Annotated in this window: 19 protein-coding genes; 12 read left to right on the forward strand and 7 right to left on the reverse strand. The window is 42.4% G+C overall.

What is annotated here, in order from left to right; genetic code table 11:
* The first annotated feature begins 232 nt into the window (after positions 1–232).
* From KI743_RS08400 to KI743_RS08430, 7 genes are all read left to right on the forward strand, one after another.
* On the forward strand, positions 233–2335 hold the full coding sequence (locus KI743_RS08400; RefSeq protein ID WP_285465954.1) for an alpha-galactosidase: 2103 nt from the start codon (positions 233–235) through the stop codon (positions 2333–2335).
* A gap of 112 nt (positions 2336–2447) precedes the next feature.
* Positions 2448–4220 carry a solute:sodium symporter family transporter gene (locus KI743_RS08405; protein ID WP_285465955.1) on the forward strand — a complete coding sequence of 591 codons (1773 nt, stop codon included), beginning with the start codon at positions 2448–2450 and terminating at the stop codon, positions 4218–4220.
* A 542-nt stretch (positions 4221–4762) separates the two neighbouring features.
* On the forward strand, positions 4763–6472 hold the full coding sequence (locus KI743_RS08410) for a hypothetical protein (RefSeq protein WP_285465956.1): 1710 nt from the start codon (positions 4763–4765) through the stop codon (positions 6470–6472).
* Positions 6473–6774: 302 nt separating this feature from the next.
* Positions 6775–7572 (forward strand): CLCA_X family protein, encoded by a 798-nt coding sequence (locus KI743_RS08415; protein WP_285465957.1) that lies wholly within the window; start codon positions 6775–6777, stop codon positions 7570–7572.
* Between the two features lie 96 nt (positions 7573–7668).
* Positions 7669–8382, forward strand: a complete 714-nt coding sequence (locus KI743_RS08420) for an AraC family transcriptional regulator (RefSeq protein WP_285465958.1) — start codon at positions 7669–7671, stop codon at positions 8380–8382.
* A 97-nt stretch (positions 8383–8479) separates the two neighbouring features.
* Complete coding sequence (locus KI743_RS08425; protein WP_285465959.1) at positions 8480–9412, forward strand: DMT family transporter; 933 nt, start codon at positions 8480–8482, stop codon at positions 9410–9412.
* Between the two features lie 161 nt (positions 9413–9573).
* Positions 9574–10953: a nucleobase:cation symporter-2 family protein gene (locus tag KI743_RS08430; RefSeq protein WP_285465960.1), complete on the forward strand. Its 1380-nt coding sequence runs from the start codon at positions 9574–9576 to the stop codon at positions 10951–10953.
* Between the two features lie 95 nt (positions 10954–11048).
* Here the strand turns inward: KI743_RS08430 and KI743_RS08435 are convergent, their stop codons facing one another.
* Positions 11049–11570, reverse strand: a complete 522-nt coding sequence (locus tag KI743_RS08435) for a flavodoxin domain-containing protein (protein WP_285465961.1) — start codon at positions 11568–11570, stop codon at positions 11049–11051.
* A gap of 140 nt (positions 11571–11710) precedes the next feature.
* Between KI743_RS08435 and KI743_RS08440 the strand changes: the two genes are divergently transcribed.
* The gene (locus KI743_RS08440) at positions 11711–12694 is read left to right on the forward strand and encodes an AraC family transcriptional regulator (protein WP_285465962.1); all 984 of its coding nucleotides are present in this window, start codon (positions 11711–11713) and stop codon (positions 12692–12694) included.
* Positions 12695–12768: 74 nt separating this feature from the next.
* Here the strand turns inward: KI743_RS08440 and KI743_RS08445 are convergent, their stop codons facing one another.
* The 4 genes from KI743_RS08445 to KI743_RS08460 form a co-directional block, all read right to left on the reverse strand.
* Positions 12769–13602, reverse strand: a complete 834-nt coding sequence (locus KI743_RS08445) for an NmrA family NAD(P)-binding protein (protein ID WP_150873313.1) — start codon at positions 13600–13602, stop codon at positions 12769–12771.
* A gap of 681 nt (positions 13603–14283) precedes the next feature.
* A complete protein-coding gene (locus KI743_RS08450; protein ID WP_285465963.1) occupies positions 14284–14562 on the reverse strand; it encodes a hypothetical protein in 279 nt (92 codons plus the stop codon).
* Between the two features lie 277 nt (positions 14563–14839).
* Positions 14840–15208, reverse strand: a complete 369-nt coding sequence (locus tag KI743_RS08455; RefSeq protein ID WP_285465964.1) for a hypothetical protein — start codon at positions 15206–15208, stop codon at positions 14840–14842.
* A 63-nt stretch (positions 15209–15271) separates the two neighbouring features.
* Positions 15272–15562 carry a DUF3144 domain-containing protein gene (locus tag KI743_RS08460; protein ID WP_225311031.1) on the reverse strand — a complete coding sequence of 97 codons (291 nt, stop codon included), beginning with the start codon at positions 15560–15562 and terminating at the stop codon, positions 15272–15274.
* A gap of 376 nt (positions 15563–15938) precedes the next feature.
* Between KI743_RS08460 and nrtS the strand changes: the two genes are divergently transcribed.
* The 3 genes from nrtS to KI743_RS08475 are packed head-to-tail and all read left to right on the forward strand — an operon-like array spanning position 15939 to position 17879.
* Positions 15939–16181, forward strand: a complete 243-nt coding sequence (gene nrtS, locus KI743_RS08465; protein ID WP_285465965.1) for a nitrate/nitrite transporter NrtS — start codon at positions 15939–15941, stop codon at positions 16179–16181.
* The gene (locus tag KI743_RS08470; RefSeq protein ID WP_285465966.1) at positions 16181–17098 is read left to right on the forward strand and encodes a methyl-accepting chemotaxis protein; all 918 of its coding nucleotides are present in this window, start codon (positions 16181–16183) and stop codon (positions 17096–17098) included. Before nrtS ends, KI743_RS08470 begins: the two co-directional genes overlap by 1 nt.
* 49 nt (positions 17099–17147) lie before the next feature.
* Positions 17148–17879: an EAL domain-containing protein gene (locus tag KI743_RS08475; RefSeq protein WP_285465967.1), complete on the forward strand. Its 732-nt coding sequence runs from the start codon at positions 17148–17150 to the stop codon at positions 17877–17879.
* A gap of 160 nt (positions 17880–18039) precedes the next feature.
* Here the strand turns inward: KI743_RS08475 and KI743_RS08480 are convergent, their stop codons facing one another.
* A complete protein-coding gene (locus KI743_RS08480; protein WP_285465968.1) occupies positions 18040–18522 on the reverse strand; it encodes a TetR family transcriptional regulator in 483 nt (160 codons plus the stop codon).
* Positions 18523–18560: 38 nt separating this feature from the next.
* Entirely contained in the window at positions 18561–19271 is a 711-nt protein-coding gene (locus KI743_RS08485; protein WP_285465969.1) for a hypothetical protein, read from the reverse strand.
* 337 nt (positions 19272–19608) lie between these two features.
* Here KI743_RS08485 and KI743_RS08490 point away from each other — a divergent pair, with 337 nt between their 5' ends.
* Positions 19609–20043 (forward strand): bacteriohemerythrin, encoded by a 435-nt coding sequence (locus KI743_RS08490; protein ID WP_032550913.1) that lies wholly within the window; start codon positions 19609–19611, stop codon positions 20041–20043.
* Positions 20044–20078: the final 35 nt, after the last annotated feature.

Below are 20078 nucleotides of genomic sequence, written 5' to 3' on the forward strand. Positions count from 1 at the left end.
TTAGTTCAACTCTAACAGATGGATTTCAAAAATAACGTCACGCGCCTCTCAAAATGTTTGCGAAAACATTAATTTTTGTTCCCGAAAACAGTCGATCTAGACCAAATTTAGGCAATTTCAAAGCCGCTTTAGATCACACTTAATCGGCATTTTAGTTCTAAAAGTCATAGATAGGCGCAATATATCTTTCAGAAAACATGTTCACGCAAACAAATAGCAGAGCGAGCAAATAATGAGTGAGTTTGTCCATTTACAAAGCAAAAATCACAGCTTGATTATCAAAACTGACCGAGTGCCAGAGATCCTTCATTGGGGCGCTAAAATTGCGCAAATAGACGAAGACCTATTGCTTTCAACAGAGCGCCCGATTTCCCAAGCTCGTTTAGATGTCGATGTTCCTTTGTCTCTGTGTCCTGAACTGGGTAGCGGTCACTTTAACGCGCCGGGCATTGAAGGCCATCGCGACGGCTACGATTGGGCACCTGTATTCAAACTGGCATCGACTCAAGTTGAAGAAAACCAAGTGACATTTGGTATGGTTGATGATGTTGCGAATCTTGAACTGACCGTTGAGCTCAAATTGAACTTCGATACTGATGTTGTTCAGAAACGCATTAGCGTTAAAAACCTCGGCGATAGCAAATATTATCTTGGCAAACTCTCTTCAACTTTGCCTTTGCCAAACCACGCTAACGAGTTGATGACTTTTCATGGCCGTTGGTGTCACGAGTTCCAAACACAGCGACAACGCTTTGAGCATGGTGGCTTCATGCAGGAAAACCGTCGCGGCCGCACTTCTCATGAAAACTTCCCAGGCCTCTTCGTAGGCACTAACGGGTTCAGCGAACAGCTCGGTCAAGTATGGGGTTTCCACCTTGGTTGGAGTGGTAACCACCAAATGCGTGCCGATGTACGCAGTGACGGTCGCCGTTTTGTTCAAGCTGGTGAGCTTCTATTGGCTGGTGAATCGATCCTTGAAGCTCAAGGTGAATACCAAACGCCATGGCTGTATGGGTGTTACAGCAACACTGGCTTGAACGGTATTTCTCAACGCTTCCAACAATTTGTTCGCGATAACATTGTTAAGTTCCCTGTCAACAAACCACGCCCTGTACACCTAAACACATGGGAAGGTATTTACTTCGACCACAAACCTGAATACATCATGCAAATGGCAACAGAAGCGGCCGAAATGGGTGTAGAACGCTTCATCATTGATGATGGCTGGTTCATTGGTCGTGACGGTGAACGAGCAGCTTTAGGTGACTGGTATTTAGATCAAAAGAAATACCCTAATGGTTTAGAGCCGGTGATCAATCACGTGAATCAACAAGGGATGGAGTTTGGTCTTTGGGTCGAACCAGAGATGGTAAGCCAAGATTCGAACCTGTATCGCAACCACCCTAATTGGGTTCTGGGTCTACAAGGTTATCACCAGCCTTCTGGTCGCTGGCAATATGTTCTCGATTTACAAAATGAAGATTGCTTCAACTATCTGTTTGAGCGCCTAAATGACCTACTTACACGCTACAACATTACTTACTTGAAGTGGGATATGAACCGTGAACTGGTTCAGCCCGGCCATCAAGGTCGCCCTGCTGTACATGGTCAAACGCGAGCGCTATATCGCCTTGTCGATGAGCTAAACAGAGCACACCCAGAAGTGGAAATTGAATCTTGCTCTTCGGGCGGTGGCCGTATCGATTTCGAAATTCTTAAACGCACGCAACGTTTCTGGGCATCAGATTGTAATGATGCATTAGAGCGTCAAGCCATTCAAAAAGGCATGAGCTATTTCTTCCCACCGGAAGTGATGGGCGCGCACATCGGCCCTGCAGAGTGTCACTCGACTAATCGTCGCCATGGAATAAACATGCGTGGTGTTACCGCATTGGGTGGTCACATGGGCGTCGAGCTTGATCCGGTGAAAGAATCAAAAGAAGAGAAAGAGGCATTTTCTCGCTATATCGCGCTTCATAAAGAGTATCGTCACCTTCTTCATGGCGGCCGCAGTTTCCGTATCGACCCGGCAGACAAAAACCAAAACATTTACGGCGTCGAGAGTGACGATGAAATGTTGATCACTGTGTGCCAATTAGCAATGCCAGATCATGCGCTGCCATCACCGTTGAGAATTAGCTGCGCGGATATCAACGCCAAGTATCAAGTAAAGTTGGTGGAGATGCCTCAAACCAGTTTCCAACTCATGAAGCAACGTCCTAAGTGGCTAGATAAAACACTCACACTCAGTGGCGACAACCTGAAGGAAATCGGCGTGACGTTGCCAATTCTCGACCCCGAATCAGCACTGATAGTACACCTACAAAAAATCTAATTCGTCGTCAGTCATAAGAAACATCGGGCAAAGGCGGTTGTGAAAATCATCACGACGCCTCTGCCTGACAGGATAACTACATTCAAAATTCCAATAATTTAAGGACAAAGCTATGCCAATGACAATCCTACTGTCATTCTTTTTCTTCACGGGCTTGGTGGTGTTTTACACCTGGTCACGTGTTAAGAATCAGAAAAATGACTCCAAAGATGGTTTCTTCCTCGGTGGTCGAAGCCTAACCGGTGGCCTTATCGCAAGCTCACTCATTCTAACTAACCTTTCCGCGACCAGTTTTGTTGGGATGAGCGCCCTATCCTTTAAAGGCAATATGTCTGTAATGGGATATGAAGTAGCTTCAGGTATCACACTGATCATTATCGCACTCTTTTTAGTACCTCGTTACCTCAAACAAGGCATTACGACGATTCCTGATTTCTTAGAGTCTCGCTATGACTTGTCGGTAAAGCAGTTCGTAACCGTATTGTTTCTATTGAGCTACATCATCAACCTTTTACCAAACACGCTATACGCAGGTGCAATGGTTATCGGCGGTATTTTTGACATCGAAAGCATGCTTGGAATCAGTCGTTTCCAAGCGATCCTACTTATCGCATCAATTATCGGTTTCTTAGGTCTGTTCTACGCGATCTATGGTGGTCTGAAAGCAGTAGTAATCGCAGATACGTTAAATGGTGTGGGTTTGATTGTTGGCGGCCTGATGATCCCAATCTTTGGTCTGATCGTGCTAGGTGACGGCAGTTTCATGGAAGGTGTGGACGTTATTACGACTAACGCAACAGACAAGCTTCAAGCCGTTGGTGCTGAAGACGACCCTAACGTACCGTTCTCAACCATGTTCACTGGTTTATTGTTAGTTAACCTTTACTACTGGGGTACTGACCAAGCGATCATCCAACGTGCATTGGGTGCTAAGAACCTAAAAGAAGGTCAGAAAGGTGTCATCCTTGCAGGTGCAATCAAAGTTGTGACACCTCTGTTCCTAATCATCCCTGGCATCATTGCTTACCACATGTTCGGTACAGTAGACGCGACAGGTCAAAGCTACGAAGCGGATACCATGTACACGCGTCTGGTTAACGAAGTTCTACCTAAACCGCTTGTTGGCTTCTTCCTAGCCGCAATGTTCGGCGCAATCCTATCGACCTTCAACGGCGTATTAAACTCGTCAACGACACTATTTACACTTAACGTCTACAAGCCAATCTTTGATAAAGAGAACAAGCTTTCTGATGAACAGTTAGTCAACAAAGGGCGTTCATTCGGTCTGTTCATTGCAATCCTATCTGTGGGTATTGCCCCGTTCATCATGTTCGCACCGAATGGCCTATTCGATTTACTACAACGCTTGGCAGGCCTATTCAGTGTACCAATCTTCACAATCGTGTTTATGGGTTACATTACTAAGCGCGTTCCAGCGATGGCGGCAAAAGTTTCATTGGCAGTATTTGTTGCGGCTTACGGTATTGTACAATTCACTCCAGCTTCAATGCACGATTACTTAGGCCCACTTAAGCCATTAGCTGAACTGCACTTCTTCCACCAGCTAGCAGTATTGTTCGTGCTATGTTGCGGCATCATGTTTGCTATCGGTAAAGTTCGTCCACGTGATACGGACTACGTGCTTCCAGTCAACGAAGCGATGGACATTAAACCTTGGGAGTTCCGCTTTGAAGCCTCTGCAGTGATTCTGTACATGGTACTTGGCGCTTACATTACCTTCTCTGACCTAGGTTTGGTCGCAGGTGACACGTCATTCATGGTGACTTACGCGCTTTGTGGCATCGTAATTCTTGGCGGCCTATTTGCCCGCATTAGAAAGAAAAAAGCTCAATCAGCGCAGCTTAATGCTCAGAACGCACAGTAACTAACTCACAACCCATAGAAAACAAGCAGAGCCCATTATCGGCTCTGCTTTTTTGTATATGCTCAAAACAAACTCAGCGAGCGAGTTCAACTGTCGGTGGAGCATATGGTGTTCTTGTTCCGAATAAAGTTTAATTGTATTTTATCGTTGTCAGTGGGTATTGTTCGGATAAACCCAAATACCAATGCCCCTTTATTGGCTTCATAACAAGCTTACGTCTGCGGGCAAGTTAATTTTTCCTCCTAATAACTAATCTGACACCCAAAATTCGTAAATTATAGAAATAAATATCACTGTACTGTCATGGGCTCATCAAGAAACTAATAACGTATGTCGTGTTCAATTTTCAAATTATTCATTAGTAGTGTTTGATATATTCAGAAGACCAGTTTTGATATTAGAAATGTTAAATCCAGAGGTAAAGTTAAAACAATAGTCTTTACCGTTGACGATAAAAATGGTTATATCTATCTGACGTCAGTGGTAATTAAAACAAGTAATAATGGAAAAGGGGGGAGGCAACTCCCCTCATTGAAAAGAAAATGAATATACTCCTCGCAGAAACTTCGGCTTTGGCAGTTGCCGCGAAGTTACGTAGTGAAAATATATTAAATTATGACTCATTACCGTCCGATGAACGCTACCTTCTCTACTCTTATGTTGCGAACGCAAAAAATAACGGATTCTTCGGCTGGTACTTATTTGAAGACATCCATAGTTTTCGAACTTGGTCATCGATCGCCGCTTATCTAATGTTTATTGATTCAAAGGATCAGCAGACAGATAGTATGCTCGAAGTGTTATGTTTTGCCTTACTTGGGAAAAACAAACATCTTATCGATCTCGTATTAAACTACGATTATCGATTTTTAGATGACTCTTTTCTTGTCAGTGTTTATGACAAAGGGGAGAGTTTTCACCTACACAAGTTCGCACTGTTGCAGCAGTGGGCGGCACTGCAAGATTACATCCATTTACTAGAAAAAAGTTATTCAGAAGGGCGTTATAAAAATGTAGTGACGGATAGTGTTATCAGCACCCCGTTTGAATTGAAAATGGAAGTGGATTTCTACACTGCACTATTGGCTAAAGACCAAAAAGCCATGCAAACAGTGATCGATGCACTTTCTAAGCTGCAAAAAGCTAACCAATTAAGCTCAAATGTAAGCGAACGAAAACAATATTTGTTTTCTTCTACCTCTTTTTTATTGAACACCGTTGCCATAAAGAACGGATTTGCACTTGATGTGTCTGAAGATGTGGTTCCAAATGCTTGGTTAGATAATGTCGATTATGATATTCAACAGACACCTTGGCGAATGATGATTGAGCTGCAAGAGTCGTACTCTTTCTTTGAACATTCTAATATTAATATTGACTATAGTTCGAGTAAAGAGCCTAAGGTGTTAGAAAATGTCTGGATTGTATTACGTTTATCACAACTGCTAAATTTCGACTCACAAAATTCAGATCTTACTTGGGCTCACGTTCTTAAGAATAATGATATTAATCCGTCTGTTATCAGCAGTCTTGCAGCCTCACTTTACTCAATTGATAAGAATGTAGATGTAGTAAAGTTCGTAGCGGTAGGCATTAAAAACCATTGGCGCAATAAAGTCACTGCCATGTCAATTTATGATAACTTGGCTTGGAGTAATGTAGTCTGTGGTCAAATTTGGTTGCCTATTTTAGGAAACAAAAAATCTATTATTCAATCAATTAGTACTTTCCCTAATGTTGATGAAGATTCGCTTCCTTACCGAGATCGAAAGTCGCACCAGACGTTTCTAGCGGAAAGATCTAGAGTAGGGTCGAAAGTTCATCGCTTTTGGCTGTTCCAATTAGCTTTAGCCAACGATTTTGATACGCTAAAGAGACACGCTGAACAGATATTGGAGTCAAACGTTACCAAAGAGGCAAGGACGGAAGCCGAATTTTTTGTCAGTTTCTTAGATGGAAAAACAGTGGAAATGACAGCATCAATTAACCAAATGCTGGTTGAATATGAAACAGGCCGTAGAAGTAATAACGACTTCGGAATGTCTAACTTTATTGCTGTTGATGCACTAGTTTGCTCATTGGTCGCTAAACAAAATGGTTTTGTCATAGACATTCAATCCCCATACGTGCCTCAAGCGTTGCTGGAATCAGGACAACCGAGTGATGTTACTGGACTTATGGTTCGTGACAAAATCTTAGGTGGTGTAAAAAAGGCTATCAATGAATTGAAGGCTTCGTTTGATGTTTGTTGACGTCTATTCACTTAATCTATTGCAACATGCCTATGGTAAACGTGAATACTCGACAACATGTTGCAATTAGACTGGACACTAAATTAAGGCTACTCTTTCCCACTTTACTGTCGTTTCCCAAACTTCACGATTCAAAATGACATATAAAGTGGATGGATGGTTTTTAGAGATCCGACGTCAACCAAATGAAGTTGTGACCATCAATTTACAGTGAGATTCAACCCGACCACATCAACGTGAATTGATGTACAATACGCGCTTTAGAAATCAGCCCAATAACTCCCCATCGCACAAGGTGAATCTTGCGTTTAACTAGCTTTAAATACAAAACTCGTAAAGGGCCAGACTATCGTCATGGGGAGCAAGTGTCGTTTATCGACATACGAGATACCTTTGGCATTGGCAGCATTCGTGTGGGTAAATGGGTCAACCAACAAGAGAAAGACTTGGCCGCTAATCTGATCTTTGATTCATTTGCAGACCTTGCTTATATATTGGCGCTCCCACCTAAAGCCATTGGGTTGCGAGGCAGTTTGAATCTGGCTTTCGGCAGCGGCGGGCAAAAAGGCGTTCAGGCCCATTACGCACCGAATCAGAGAGAACTCGCGCTCGCGAAAAATGCCGGAGCTGGCGCTTTAGCCCACGAGTTTTGGCATGCTTTTGACCACTATATTGCGGAGAAAGCGTTTGATATAGGTGATAGATCAGGGCCACAAAAACGAACGATCTTTGCAAGCGATTGTTGGCTGAAAAACGCTGAGCATTTTCCACACCCATTGAATGACAGATTACTGAAGATATTTGACGCGACGCTACTTACTGATGATCAGCAAGATCGGCACGACTATGTGTCACGAAGTGTTTTAGCAGACAAAGCGATGGGAAGTCACTATTTCTCTCTACCGACAGAGATGATGGCGCGAGCCTTTGAGTCGGTTGTAGAGTCGTGCTCTGGTATTGAAAATAGTTACTTAGTATCTGGGACAACCAAACCCGAACACATTAAGGTCTACCCTGATTTAGAACATCGAATGAAGATTCACAGCGCATTGCAAGCCTACTTCAAACCTCTAGGGGAAGCTTTAAGTGGTTTGCAATAGAAGGCTCTAATATCGTATAACCAAGATTGAAAGCTCTTTATATCAACTAAAGACAACCAACTCATTTAACCTGTTGTCACATGGATGGACATCGCAATGCTGCCAACTCTCAGTATCCGAGCCTACACAAAGAAGCTAAACAGTCATGCGCATGATGATTACCACCAGCTTGTGCTTCCTGTTCAAGGCAACATCAATATTCAGATGGATAATTTCTCTGGAAAAGTGACTGTGGGTGAGTGTGTCGTGATTCCTGCAGGTACTACCCATGGTTTTCAAGCCGATGAAGCCGCTCGATTTATTGTTGCTGACATGCCAGCACTTCCAGACCATCTTCTCGATAGTGATGTGCACGTGTTTTCTACCACAACGCCACTACTGAGCTTTATCTACTTTGTAGAAAAACAGTTACAACACCAAGTGGATAAAGCGATAGAGTCTTCGATTCTCGATGTCTTTACTATGCTATTGACGCAGCAACCGATAACTTCAAAAATTGATCCTCGCATCCGCGCTGCACAGAGTGAGATTTTTGACAATTTAGCGAACCCTCTTTCAATTGCCGAGTTATCGAAAGTGGCTTGTCTGAGCCCGACTCAATTTAAAGTGCTTTTCAAAACCAACCTCGGTATGAGCGTCCAACAATACGTTACACACCATAGAATGGAAAAAGCCAAAGCACTTCTTACCCATACTGATTTACCCGTTCAAATTGTCGCTGAAAGAGTCGGCTACAACGATCTTTCTGCTTTTAGCCGACGCTTCTCTCTTCATTTCGGCCTACCCCCACGCCAGTTCACACGCAATTAAAAACGTCTTTTTAAAATACAATTTCGTCTTTTCAGCAAAGTTCTTCCTTTATTCATCGCTTATCCTTTCAGCATCAAATGGATATTCGGATTAAGAAATGATTACAACACGCTTTCAGTTAGCTCCCCATCAGCATGGATCTATTTTTATATTACTGGCTTCAATTCTCTGGGGGACAACAGGTGCAGCGGCTACCTTGGTTCCCGAGGTAAGCCCGTTGGCTATTGGTGCTTTTTCCATGGGCATAGGTGGCGTGATACAAGCCTTATTAGCAAATACGGCCTTGAAAAAAGACGCTTCATTACTAAAGCGCCATAGAAAAGAGGTAGTGATTGGCGCGCTTGCATTAATGATCTATCCAATGGCTTTTTATACTTCAATGAGAATGGCTGGTGTTGCGACTGGCACCGTAGTTTCTATAGCTTCTGCCCCACTTTTCACTCTTCTTTTCGAGTGTCTATTTAGCACAAATAAGAATGCAAATATTCGTAAACTTTTTAGTTTAGTCGTCGGGATTATTGGCATTGTACTTCTCGTCAATGCCGAAACCACTCACAGTCACTCTGAACCGCAGCTTAAACTTTGGGGGATCTTACTAGGACTCGTCGCAGGCCTCAGTTACGCCACGTATTCCATAATGGCGAAAGAGCTTATTAACAAAGGAGTTCAGTCACAGGCCGCTATGGGCGCCATCTTTGGGCTGGGAGCATGTTTACTTCTACCCACCCTGCTGGCATCAGGAGACAACCTATTTGCATCTCAAACCAATAGCCTGGTGCTCATTTATATGGCTGTGATTCCAATGGGCGTTGGCTACATCATGTTTGGAGTGGGATTAAGACACATCAATGCGAGTACTGCCAATATCCTAACGCTTTTCGAGCCTGTTGTTGCGGCAGTCATCGCTGTCTTAATACTCGAAGAGCACATTCCTGCTATGGGGTGGTTTGGAATTGCTTTAATCATGGTTTGCTTGTTTTTTCAGTCAACACAGAACGAGCAATCCGAAAATAAGCTGATCGATCACTAACGATTGCACCAACACTGAACAAGGCTGGCAACTTTTAGTGCAACACAATCATGGTTTTATATCTGACTCCCCAATAAATGGGCACTTCATCATTGGTACGTATATTGCTCACTATGTAGATTAAGGATTGTATACAATAATAAATACATTAAGGAAATCACATGGAACAGCGTAACAGTGAATTGATCTACGGACTGGATGATCGCCCATCAGTCAAAGCCGCAAGTTATGCGGCGCTTCAACATGTTCTGGCTAGCTTTGTTGGCATTATCACACCCACTCTTATCATTGGTGGTGTACTTGGCTTAGGGGAACATATCCCCTATCTAATCAGTATGGCCTTGATGGTTTCTGGTGTTGGCACCTTTATTCAGGCGAAGCGAGTTGGCCCTGTTGGTGCAGGGATGATCTGTGTACAAGGTACTAGTTTCGCCTTCTTAGGTTCTGTCTTGGGCGCTGGTTTTCTCGTTAAAGCCAATGGTGGCGGTCCTGATGAAATGTTAGCCACTATTTTTGGCGTCTGCTTTTTTGGTGCCTTCATTGAAATTCTGCTTTCTCGCTTTATCGATAAGCTAAAGGTCGTCATCACTCCGGTCGTGACTGGTATTGTTATTACTACCATAGGTATCTCTTTAATTAAGGTTGGAATCACCGATATAGCCGGAGGTTTTGGTGCAGAAGATTTTGGTGCGCCAAGTAACCTCATGCTTGGCGCAATCGTTCTTGGAATCATCGTCGCTTTGAACCTTAGTCAGAACATCATGGTAAGACTGTCGTCGATCTTGATAGGTTTAAGCATTGGGTGGGCAATAGCAATTGCCATGGGTAAAGCGTCTATGCCTGACTTCGCTTCGCAGCCGTTGTTGAGCATTCCTGTACCATTCAAATACGGTTTTGCTTTCGACTGGCAAGCGTTTTTACCGATTGCGTTCATTTACTTAATTACGGCTATCGAGTCGACAGGTGATTTAACGGCAAATAGTATGTTCTCAGGCCAACCTATCCAAGGACCTAAATACATCAAACGCCTTAAAGCTGGCGTACTAGGTGATGGCGTTAACTCGCTCATAGCTGCCGTATTCAACACCTTCCCAAATACTACTTTCAGCCAGAATAACGGTGTGATTCACTTTACTGGTATCGCGAGTCGATACATCGGCTACTTTATCGCGGGCATTCTGTTCTTATTGGGGATGTTTCCAGTGTTGGGAGCAGTATTAATGACCATTCCAAAACCAGTATTGGGTGGGGCAACTCTAGTTATGTTCGGTACTGTCGCTGCAGCAGGTATCAAGATCATTGCTAATGAGGAGTTAGATCGCCGCCGTATTATGACTATCGCCATCTCTTTTGGCTTAGGCCTTGGCGTTATGCTCGTGCCTGATTTGCTAAAAGAAGCGCCTAAGTTAGTTCAAAGTATCTTTGGCTCTCCGGTTACTATGTCGGGTATCGCTGCGTTAATCATTACTGGGTTAATGGCGCTCATCCCTGAGAAAAGCGAAAAACCTTTACCAAGTAATACGCAAGCGAGTGAAGCTTAGTACAAGCATCAATAGTGATATGAGAATACTTCGGTTAGTTGACCAGACTCAGCTAACCGAAGTATTTCAACAATCGAGACGTCGCCTAGCTTCAATCATACAACTTTCGAAACTTGGCGAGACCAACGCCTAATCATATCCCAATTACGATAATCTCCATCCTCTACCCCTTTGACTATTGCAATTAGCTTAAGTGGGTACCGGTAATACCAAGGCATCAGTTTTGGTTGCAATGTACCTGAAAAACCAGCAATCATGATGGGCTCAACATTACGATTCATCTTAATCAATGTTTGATCGTAAACCTGTGGCGAATCGAATGAATTCGATGGCTGTTTTGCAAGCGCCAAACAAGTATAGAAATATGCCACAGATGTTGATGACAGTTCGTTTTGATACTTTCGGACATAATCTCGGACTTCAATTAGCCATCTGTCATAGCGGATTGGAGCGCCAATTATAACCGCTTCATCAGTATATGGGGCTCTTGCAACCTCTACGGGCAACACTTCCGTTGTTATATCCAATTCTTGTAACTCTTGAGCCATGGCATGTGCAATTTCTGTGGTCGAACCAAAACCCGAACCGTACACAATCAATACTCTTTTTCTAGCCATACAAACCTCCCATATTTTGCGAAAAGCACAACCTAAACAAACTGCCCTATGAGCAACGCTTGTTGAGTTTGTTTATTACATCCAATTAGGCGATGATTTGATTGACAGGAAATCGTCGAAGATTTGCAGGAAATACATTTATGGAAGACAAAGCCAGGCTAGCATTATCAAAGTTTGATACGAAGAAACGAAAGACGAGTGGTGCTAGCTCCCCCTTAAGTGAACTGAAAATGAGTAGCGTGTTTTACACTCACTCAACGATGAAGCAACCGTGGGGCATCAAAATGCCATCCATTCCATCGAGCACCATGTTCCACTTAATCCTTGAAGGCGAAGCGATTGTCATTGTCGATGGAACACAGATTAAGCTGAATGCCGGCGATTTTATTTTGCTTCCACGCGGGACTGGACATGACATCGTCGATATAAATAAGTCAGCTGCCACCGATTTATTTGAGAATGACATAGAAGAAATCACGGAGCACTATGAACGACTTACAACCAAAGGGACTGGCGACACGACAACGACTCTATGTGGCACGGTTTTGTTTGAAAACGAGGTCACGACTTCAATCATTACATCTATGCCTGAGTTCGTATTAATTGACTCACAATCACAGGCTCACGACACAATTAAGAGTGTCGTTCAAGCCATACATAGAGAAACGAAAAATGAAGAATATGGCTCGGAATTAGTGGTATCTAAATTGGCCGACGTGCTTATTCTACAGTGTATTCGAGCGTGGATAGACCAAGTATCTGATGATAATCAGGGTTGGATAATGGCGCATACCGACAAACGTTTATCTCGCGCAATGAAGAGAATCCACAGCGACAGTGCTGTCAATATCGATATTGAAACACTGGCTGATATTTCAGGGATGTCTCGTACCAGCTTCATTGAGTACTTCAAGAGAACTGTAGGGGAAACGCCCAAGAAATACATCACCGATTGGCGACTATCTCTCGCCAGAGAAAAGCTGCTACATGGTAAAGCTCATATCTTGAATATCGCTCTCGACGTCGGCTATCAATCGGAGGCAGCATTCAGCCGAGCCTATAAGAACAAATATGGCGAATCTCCATCGACCACTAAAAAGAATAGCCTAGCCCCAAAATCCTAGGCATCTACGAAAACAGCCCGAATAAGCATTCAGGCTGTTCTTCATGTTTCACTTTTTACTCTCGATCAAAGCAGCTAATCCCAGTAACCGGCGGCGATCGTTTTAGATACATAGTCTGCGAACTTAGTCGGCTTACGTCCCGTCGCTTCTTCAACGCCATGAGTAAGATTTGAATTACGTCCATCGAAAACTACGGTGAACAACTCATTCAGCAACCATTGATAATCTTCTGGTAAGTTCTGGCTCTTAAGAATATCTAAATACGCTTCGATGCTCACAGAGGTAAACTTGATCTCCTTCCCGAGCTGTTTTGATATCTCATCAACACAATCTTGAAACGTCATCAACTCCGGGCCTGTCACTTCATAGAGGCGATTGCGCTTACTTGGATCAACCAATGCCGCCACTGCAACTTCTGCAATATCATCAGTGTCAATAAATGGCTCTGGGGTATCGCCTGCGGGTAACACAAGTTCGCCTTCTAAAATACCTTGAGCCATAAAGCTCTCGCTAAAGTTTTGCGCGAACCACGAAGCTCTAACAATGTTCCAATCTAAACCACTATCGATAAGTATACGTTCTGCTTTTTCTGCGCCCTCTTCACCACGCCCAGACAGCAATACGATATGCTCTACACCTTGCGCTTTAGCAACCTCTACGAACGCACTGATGTCTCCCTCAGCGTTAGGCACTGCCAAGTCAGGTTGATAGGTAACATAAGCTGAGCGTGCTCCCTTCAGTGCAGTCGGCCAAGAGCTTCGCGCCTCCCAGTCAAAATAGGTCGCAGCGCTGCGAGAAACTTGGCGTGTTTCAATGCCAAGCTCGCATAGACGTTTGTTGACTCGAACACCGGTTTTGGCATTTTTACCAATAATGACAATAGGTCTTGTTGGGGTAGCGTCTGACATAATCGTTCTCCTATAAATATCGGTTACCGCTTGAATGCAGCACCATGATGGCGTAGGAAAACCAATGACTGAATGATATAGAATCCGGATTTATTGATAGAAAGTTCGAGTGTGCCTGTTAGATTCGACAACGCGTGATGAACAAAAACAAATTATTTGGATACCCAAGCTGCAATCGTGATTCTCAACCACCTATGACGTTTGTCATCTGCAAATCGTTTATGTTAAGACCCCACGAAAAATAAAGTCAACAACCCCTTACTCAACGAGAAGTGTAAAACTAGAATCTTAACAATTTGATATTTTCCCTACGCAGCATACCCATTCACACCCCTTATCACTACCGACCATCCATACAACAAACCAAGGTAAAACTATCAAAAATCATCAATATTCATGAATATTGATAGTCAAATTGAGCTTGAGATAACGAACTGCTGTTCAGGAAATTGTGTTCTCAGTAATGAGTCACTTCAACATTAAAAAGTTAATTACTCAAAAATCGACATAAACACTAGAACTTTACGGCAGTCGTCCTTTATTATTACGCAGATTTTTTGTTCCAATGTTTTAAGCAGTAGCGGTTGCTCCTATGTTGGGTGCTTACTGCAAAGAGATAACAATGATGAAGATACAACTAGCCATAGTGTCAGATCTTATCGGAACTAATACACTTAATCATTATTTGTTAGGTGTTTTCACTCCGTATTTTTGGTAAGCAAGATCATTTGCGAACACATCCAAATGGACTATGAAATCAACTTCATCTGACCAATCTCCATTTTTTAGTTCGTACCATTCACCCGTCGCTGGCTCAAAATAATTGTCACCGTATGGCAGATCGACTTGACCACCCCCGACTTTATCCACAACAACAGTATTGTCATTGAATGTATTAACAACACCAAAGAAAGTGTCGAACTTTATGTTTTCGCTTTCATCTATGTGTCTAAGAGACACTAAGAGAACTTTATTGTGAAGATCTATCATAGACACCTAACGCCTGGCCTTGTTAAGAGTGATATTGTTGAACATTGAGCTTTACCATGCCTGAATGATCACGATCAGCAAAGTAATTATGATCTTTGAGTTTAATTGCATCTATAGCTGCTTTAGCGTCTTCAGACGACTCAGGATCATTAAGTAAAGCTGGCACAAAATTGTTGGCTAAAATAGGCGACGAAGGAGCCGCAACACAAGCTTTTTGCGCCCTTTTGAGTATCTTGTTAGAGAGCGTTTACACTATTATCTTAGTTTTCAAATCTTCATCGATTTTCAAGGGAGACATGAACGTTTGAATGTATTCAGCACGTTCACTATGGTTTAAGTGAACCCAACTTGGATCAGATGATATTTTGTTTAGCAACAATTTAACTTCACGCCTATCTTCTGTTGCTTTTAGCCACCTCAACCAACCAGCTTTGTCGAAGCCTGGTGCTGGTGCTTCTGTGTTTATTAAAGTTTCAAAAACTTTATCAGTTAAACTCTTTACATGAGGGCTTAATTGAATTTCTGGCTTGAAGGGATTTTCGTGAAATTTAGCTTCCATCAGCACATTATGAAGAGCAAGTAATTCCCAATAATCAGACAACTCGATATTTATCACCAGTGCTCCTTTAGTTCTCTAACGCCTTGCTCACCTGCACATAGTGCAGCAACTTGTTATGCTCTACTCTCCAGATCTCATATATGAGTCGAAGTTATCTATATAGTCTTCTAAGTTTTCTTCAAGCATTTTTCGATATTGTTCTACAAAGTAATCAATTGTTTCTTGTTTCGATGCAGCCATTTCTTCACCAGAGCTCCAGCCACAAGCACTTACCCAAGCGTTAAATCGAGCAGTTGCATACATATTCGAAGCGCTGACTTTCCCTTGGGTCACTTTCTCACTTATCTGATCATTAGATAAATGAATATGTGCATCTGCACGCTCGTAAAACTCGTCATCTACTTTTTGCACGATTTCTCCTTGGGTGCATAGCATTTTTAATATCAGGCAGTCTCGTTTTGCTGCCTACCCAACTTTCGATTAATTTATCATAAGCTACTAAAAAATAGAGATATTACATTGAAATATACACTCTATCCTCACATAAAAACGCGCCTGTGTGTTTGCTGCAGTCGGTCCACATAGTCTTTGCCAAGTGGACTGACAGCGGAAATACGACAAAACCTCAATGAAAAAGAACACTTCTAAGGTACATAGAATCTTTAGCTATTGAATATGCAGCAATTAACTTTACAGAAGTTGCGTTGAACTTCACTATCAATTTGAACAATCGTTCAACAAAGTATATGATTCACAAAAACAATATTCACCTACACAGAGGTTGCAGATGCCTATAACTCAGTTTATTAAAACCGCAGGCGAACCTACGATACTGAAACGCTCACTCAAGGTTTCTATGATTGTTGGCACTATTCTTATGTTCATTAATCACGGTGACAAATTGCTCTACAGCAGTATTGACGCAACGCTGATCATCAAGATCTTAATGACATACTGCGTGCCCTTTTGTGTATCTACCCAAGCCAGCGTTTCTGCAACTCTTCAATCCCGTAAGAAGGTCGCCCAATAATGATATTTTCGTTTAAAAAACCCTCACCGGATATTGTCGAAGTTCCTACCAGCCGTCTTGCAGAACTGGAGAAAATCTCTGAAAAGTACTCTCTATTCAAACAGAATGATCCCACCGACTATGCGAAGAGAATTCACGTCAATGCGGCTAATGTTCATAAAGCGTCACGAAGTCGTGCTGAGTCGATTGAACAGAGCTATGAGTTAGTGAACCACTTCATTGAGCAGTCAGAAAGCATTAACAAGCTGTCTTGTGAGAGTCATCAATACTCCAGTCTAACGGCGGAGACTGCAGCCAATACCATCGACAAGCTAGAGGTTTTGGAAGAGCAGGTGTTGGTTTCTAAAGAAAAGATCTGCCAATTTAGCGAACTACTCGAATCATTAGATGAGATTAACAAGAACGTCACCCAATTGGTGGATTCTATTAAAGGCATCGCTGCACAAACAAACCTGTTGGCGCTTAATGCCGCGATTGAAGCTGCTCGAGCTGGAGAGCATGGCCGCGGTTTTGCAGTAGTCGCAGACGAAGTCCGTCAACTCGCGAACACGGCGAATCAGTCCGCTGAGAACATTGATACAGAAATGGCGTCGATTTCAAAGATATCAGACAGCATTTTCAATAAACAAAAAGAGGTTGAAGACGTCATTATTCTCAGCTCAGAAGTGACCAAAGACACCATGCATAAAATGCAGAATTTAATGAACATGTCGCTTGATAGTAAAACATCTTCTAAAACCATTATGGACGCCATTGAGACTCAACTGTCCGACTCCAACACGGTTAAACAAAACATGGAAGCCCTAGTTGAAGACACAAAGCTCTCAATAAGCCTCTCGGGCAATAACCATGAACTCGCGGAACAGATCGTCAACTCTTTATCTTATCTGCAACTGGATAATAAAACGGGCCAGTAAAGAAATACTTAGCTCTGATAGCGTGTAAGCAAACAAGGAAAATTGCGACATGAACCAAAGCCAAACACCACTTGAAACAAGAACTCCTGTTTCACTGAGTGATATCTTAAGTGAGCGTTCACTATATTCATATGTTCAGTCTATTCGAGATCTTAAACGCCAGACTACTTATGGACATGAGGTTTTAGTTCGTGGTCCTTTAAACTCCTTGTGGCATCGACCCGATCAGTTGTTTATCGCAGCTCAATCACAACAGCTCAGCAGCCAATTGGAAATTGTCATCCTCGAAGTTCATCTTGAAAACATTGCCGCCCATACATCTACAGGATGTTACACCGTTAACCTTGCTCCTAACCTATTGTTAGACAAGACAGTATTTCAAATACTAAATCGCTACGCACTGGCTGAAAGAATTAAGATTGAGCTCACTGAACACTTACCGATACAAGATTGGCAACCAATTAAGCAACGAATGGCACAACTAAGAAAGCAGGGCTATCAGTTCTGGCTTGACGATGTTGGCTGTGGATTTTTTGATTTGGCGCTGATCGATGAGGTTAAACCAGAGGTAGTCAAGCTTTGCATCAAAATCATCAGTAGGCTTACGTTTGATCCTACTCTAGTCGATGAAATAAAAGCCGTCGTCAAAGCAGTCCATGCCTACGGTGGTGCTGTGTTAGCTGAAGGAATTGAGGAACAAATCCAACTCGAAATGGCGGAGCAGCTGAACATCGACTTAGCGCAAGGCTATCTTTTTGATAAGCCACAGCCACTTGTTTGAGTCACAAACCCCGAGTCCTATTGCATTGCGATACCTAGTGCATCACAAAAACTAAAGCAGCTTCAGGAACTTGTCTCCTCTCCACGAATATGTGATCGGTTGCGAGAAAATATGACAGCCTTGAGTAGGGGCGCTCTAGGCTTGTGCTCAAAAATAAACGTTACCCTGCGTTACCAATATGAATAACTGCGTAGCCAATTGCCATATAGGTAGTTTTAATTACCTCTTCTTTGTCGCCTTGAATTTTTTCAATCAAGCTTGCCGTACCAGTTTTTCCATCAATCACATACTCTAAGTTAGCGATTAAGTTTCGGAACATACGATCATTATCGACAGCATTACGCCAAGATTGGAAAAAGTTGTCAGGTGATGAAAAGTCTAAAGCCTGTTCTACACGCTCAGCAAGAACTGGGCGGATTTCATCCATTAAATCTTCTTTTCTTTTGAAATGACAGTTAATACCAGAGCGGCTGATTTCCGCTTTCTTAGCGATGTTAGAGAACGTCAGATGTTTAGAGCCTTCAAGCGTAACGATTTTTATCGCTGATTCGATAATACGTTTGCGGGTTTGCTTGGCTACTTCTTGGCTTACTCTAGGCATCTCTTTCTCCATTAACTGTTTCAGATCAGCATCATAACGCAAATATTCACCTTATATGTACCAAATTTTAAAATTGTCCGTTATTTCCCACTCAGACCTAGTGCATCGACGTTAGCATTCGTTTGTAAATCTGAATTAAAGCCTTTTCTATTCTTTATTCTAGTGAGCTCATCAAGATGAGAGTTCTTTTCAAGTCTATGAATTCTTTTAATTTTGTCTGAAAGCTTTTCTTCAACAAACTCAAAGAACTTCCGTATCGTCGAATAGAATACGATGAGTAAGATAGGAAACTTGGCGCTACTAATTACGATATCAACCAACGCGACGTCAGGTTGTGTCGAGGTTAAATATGTATAAAACAAAACAATAGGTAAGGTACCTATTCCTAGTACCAACCTACTCGTATTCCAACTCATTAACATGATCAAAAACGATATGAGTAGAATCTTTTTCCCATCATCTGGCGCCAAAAATGCAGCGTTAGTAATGTGTGTTAAAAGGATGGCGCAACCGCTGGTGAACAAAGCACCAAATGCTAACAATATATCGCGATGCTGAGATCGTTTTGCCCAAGAAAACACAATGCAAGCGAAGAATAGCAAGACTATGCTGTATACCAATTCAGGGAAATATTCCGGTGATGCACTCCGAGAATCAATACCGACATAGTAGCCAAGCGTAAGACACAGCAAGGCTTGAGTCGCAACAACCCACATCGAGCCGTAATTGATAATTTTATATCGGATCTGCTCAGTGATGGCATTAATGCTTATGCTAACATCTTGCTTCATAGTCATCTCTTTTCCCAGTTTCGCTTTAATCGCTCTTACATTTCGCCCTCATGATAGCGGACATTGACCATTAATTCATTTATGTTTTTCTGAAAAAATGGAAGGTATCTGCGCATCAATATCAAAACGTTGTTTGTCTAGGCTGGCTATTAAGAACGTCATGGCAAAAAAGCTTCTACTTTCCCGTCAGTTATACTGAAACTATGAAACACAAGAGCTATGTAAACCGAGCTATCCTCACAAAAACTATGGTTAAGTTACCCATTCACCAAAGAAATCTATAAAGTGCAGATCATTCTATCAATAACAACTCTAGTGAGAATAATAGAGGATCACAATGCATCTCTATACATGGAAAAAAGAGTACAGCTTAGATGTAGAAGAGCTCGATCTTCAACATAAGAACTTGTTGGCAATGATTAACAAACTGATCATGTTTCAAAACGAGTCTAAAGCAATTGTACGCCGCTTAATTGATGAGGTGATTGCTTACGCAGAGTTTCACTTTTTAAGTGAAGATAACATCATGATGATCACCCATTACGACGGGTTTGAGCAGCACCAAAAAGTACATAAAATGCTACTCAAAAAGCTGAGAAACCAGTACACGCACTACGTTAATGGGCAGATCGAACTTAAAGAAATCATTGTATTTATGGCGCGTTGGCTCATCGACCATATCATCGCAGAACAAAATGACCGTGCTTTAGCAAGGTATCTACGCTCTTCAGACAAATATCGAAACTTACTGACATTAGAAAACAGCAATTAGGTCGTTGTCGTTCCCTATCACAGCGAGTAACCAAG

Source organism: Vibrio sp. D420a (genome assembly GCF_030248625.1).
Taxonomy (GTDB): domain Bacteria; phylum Pseudomonadota; class Gammaproteobacteria; order Enterobacterales; family Vibrionaceae; genus Vibrio; species Vibrio fortis_A.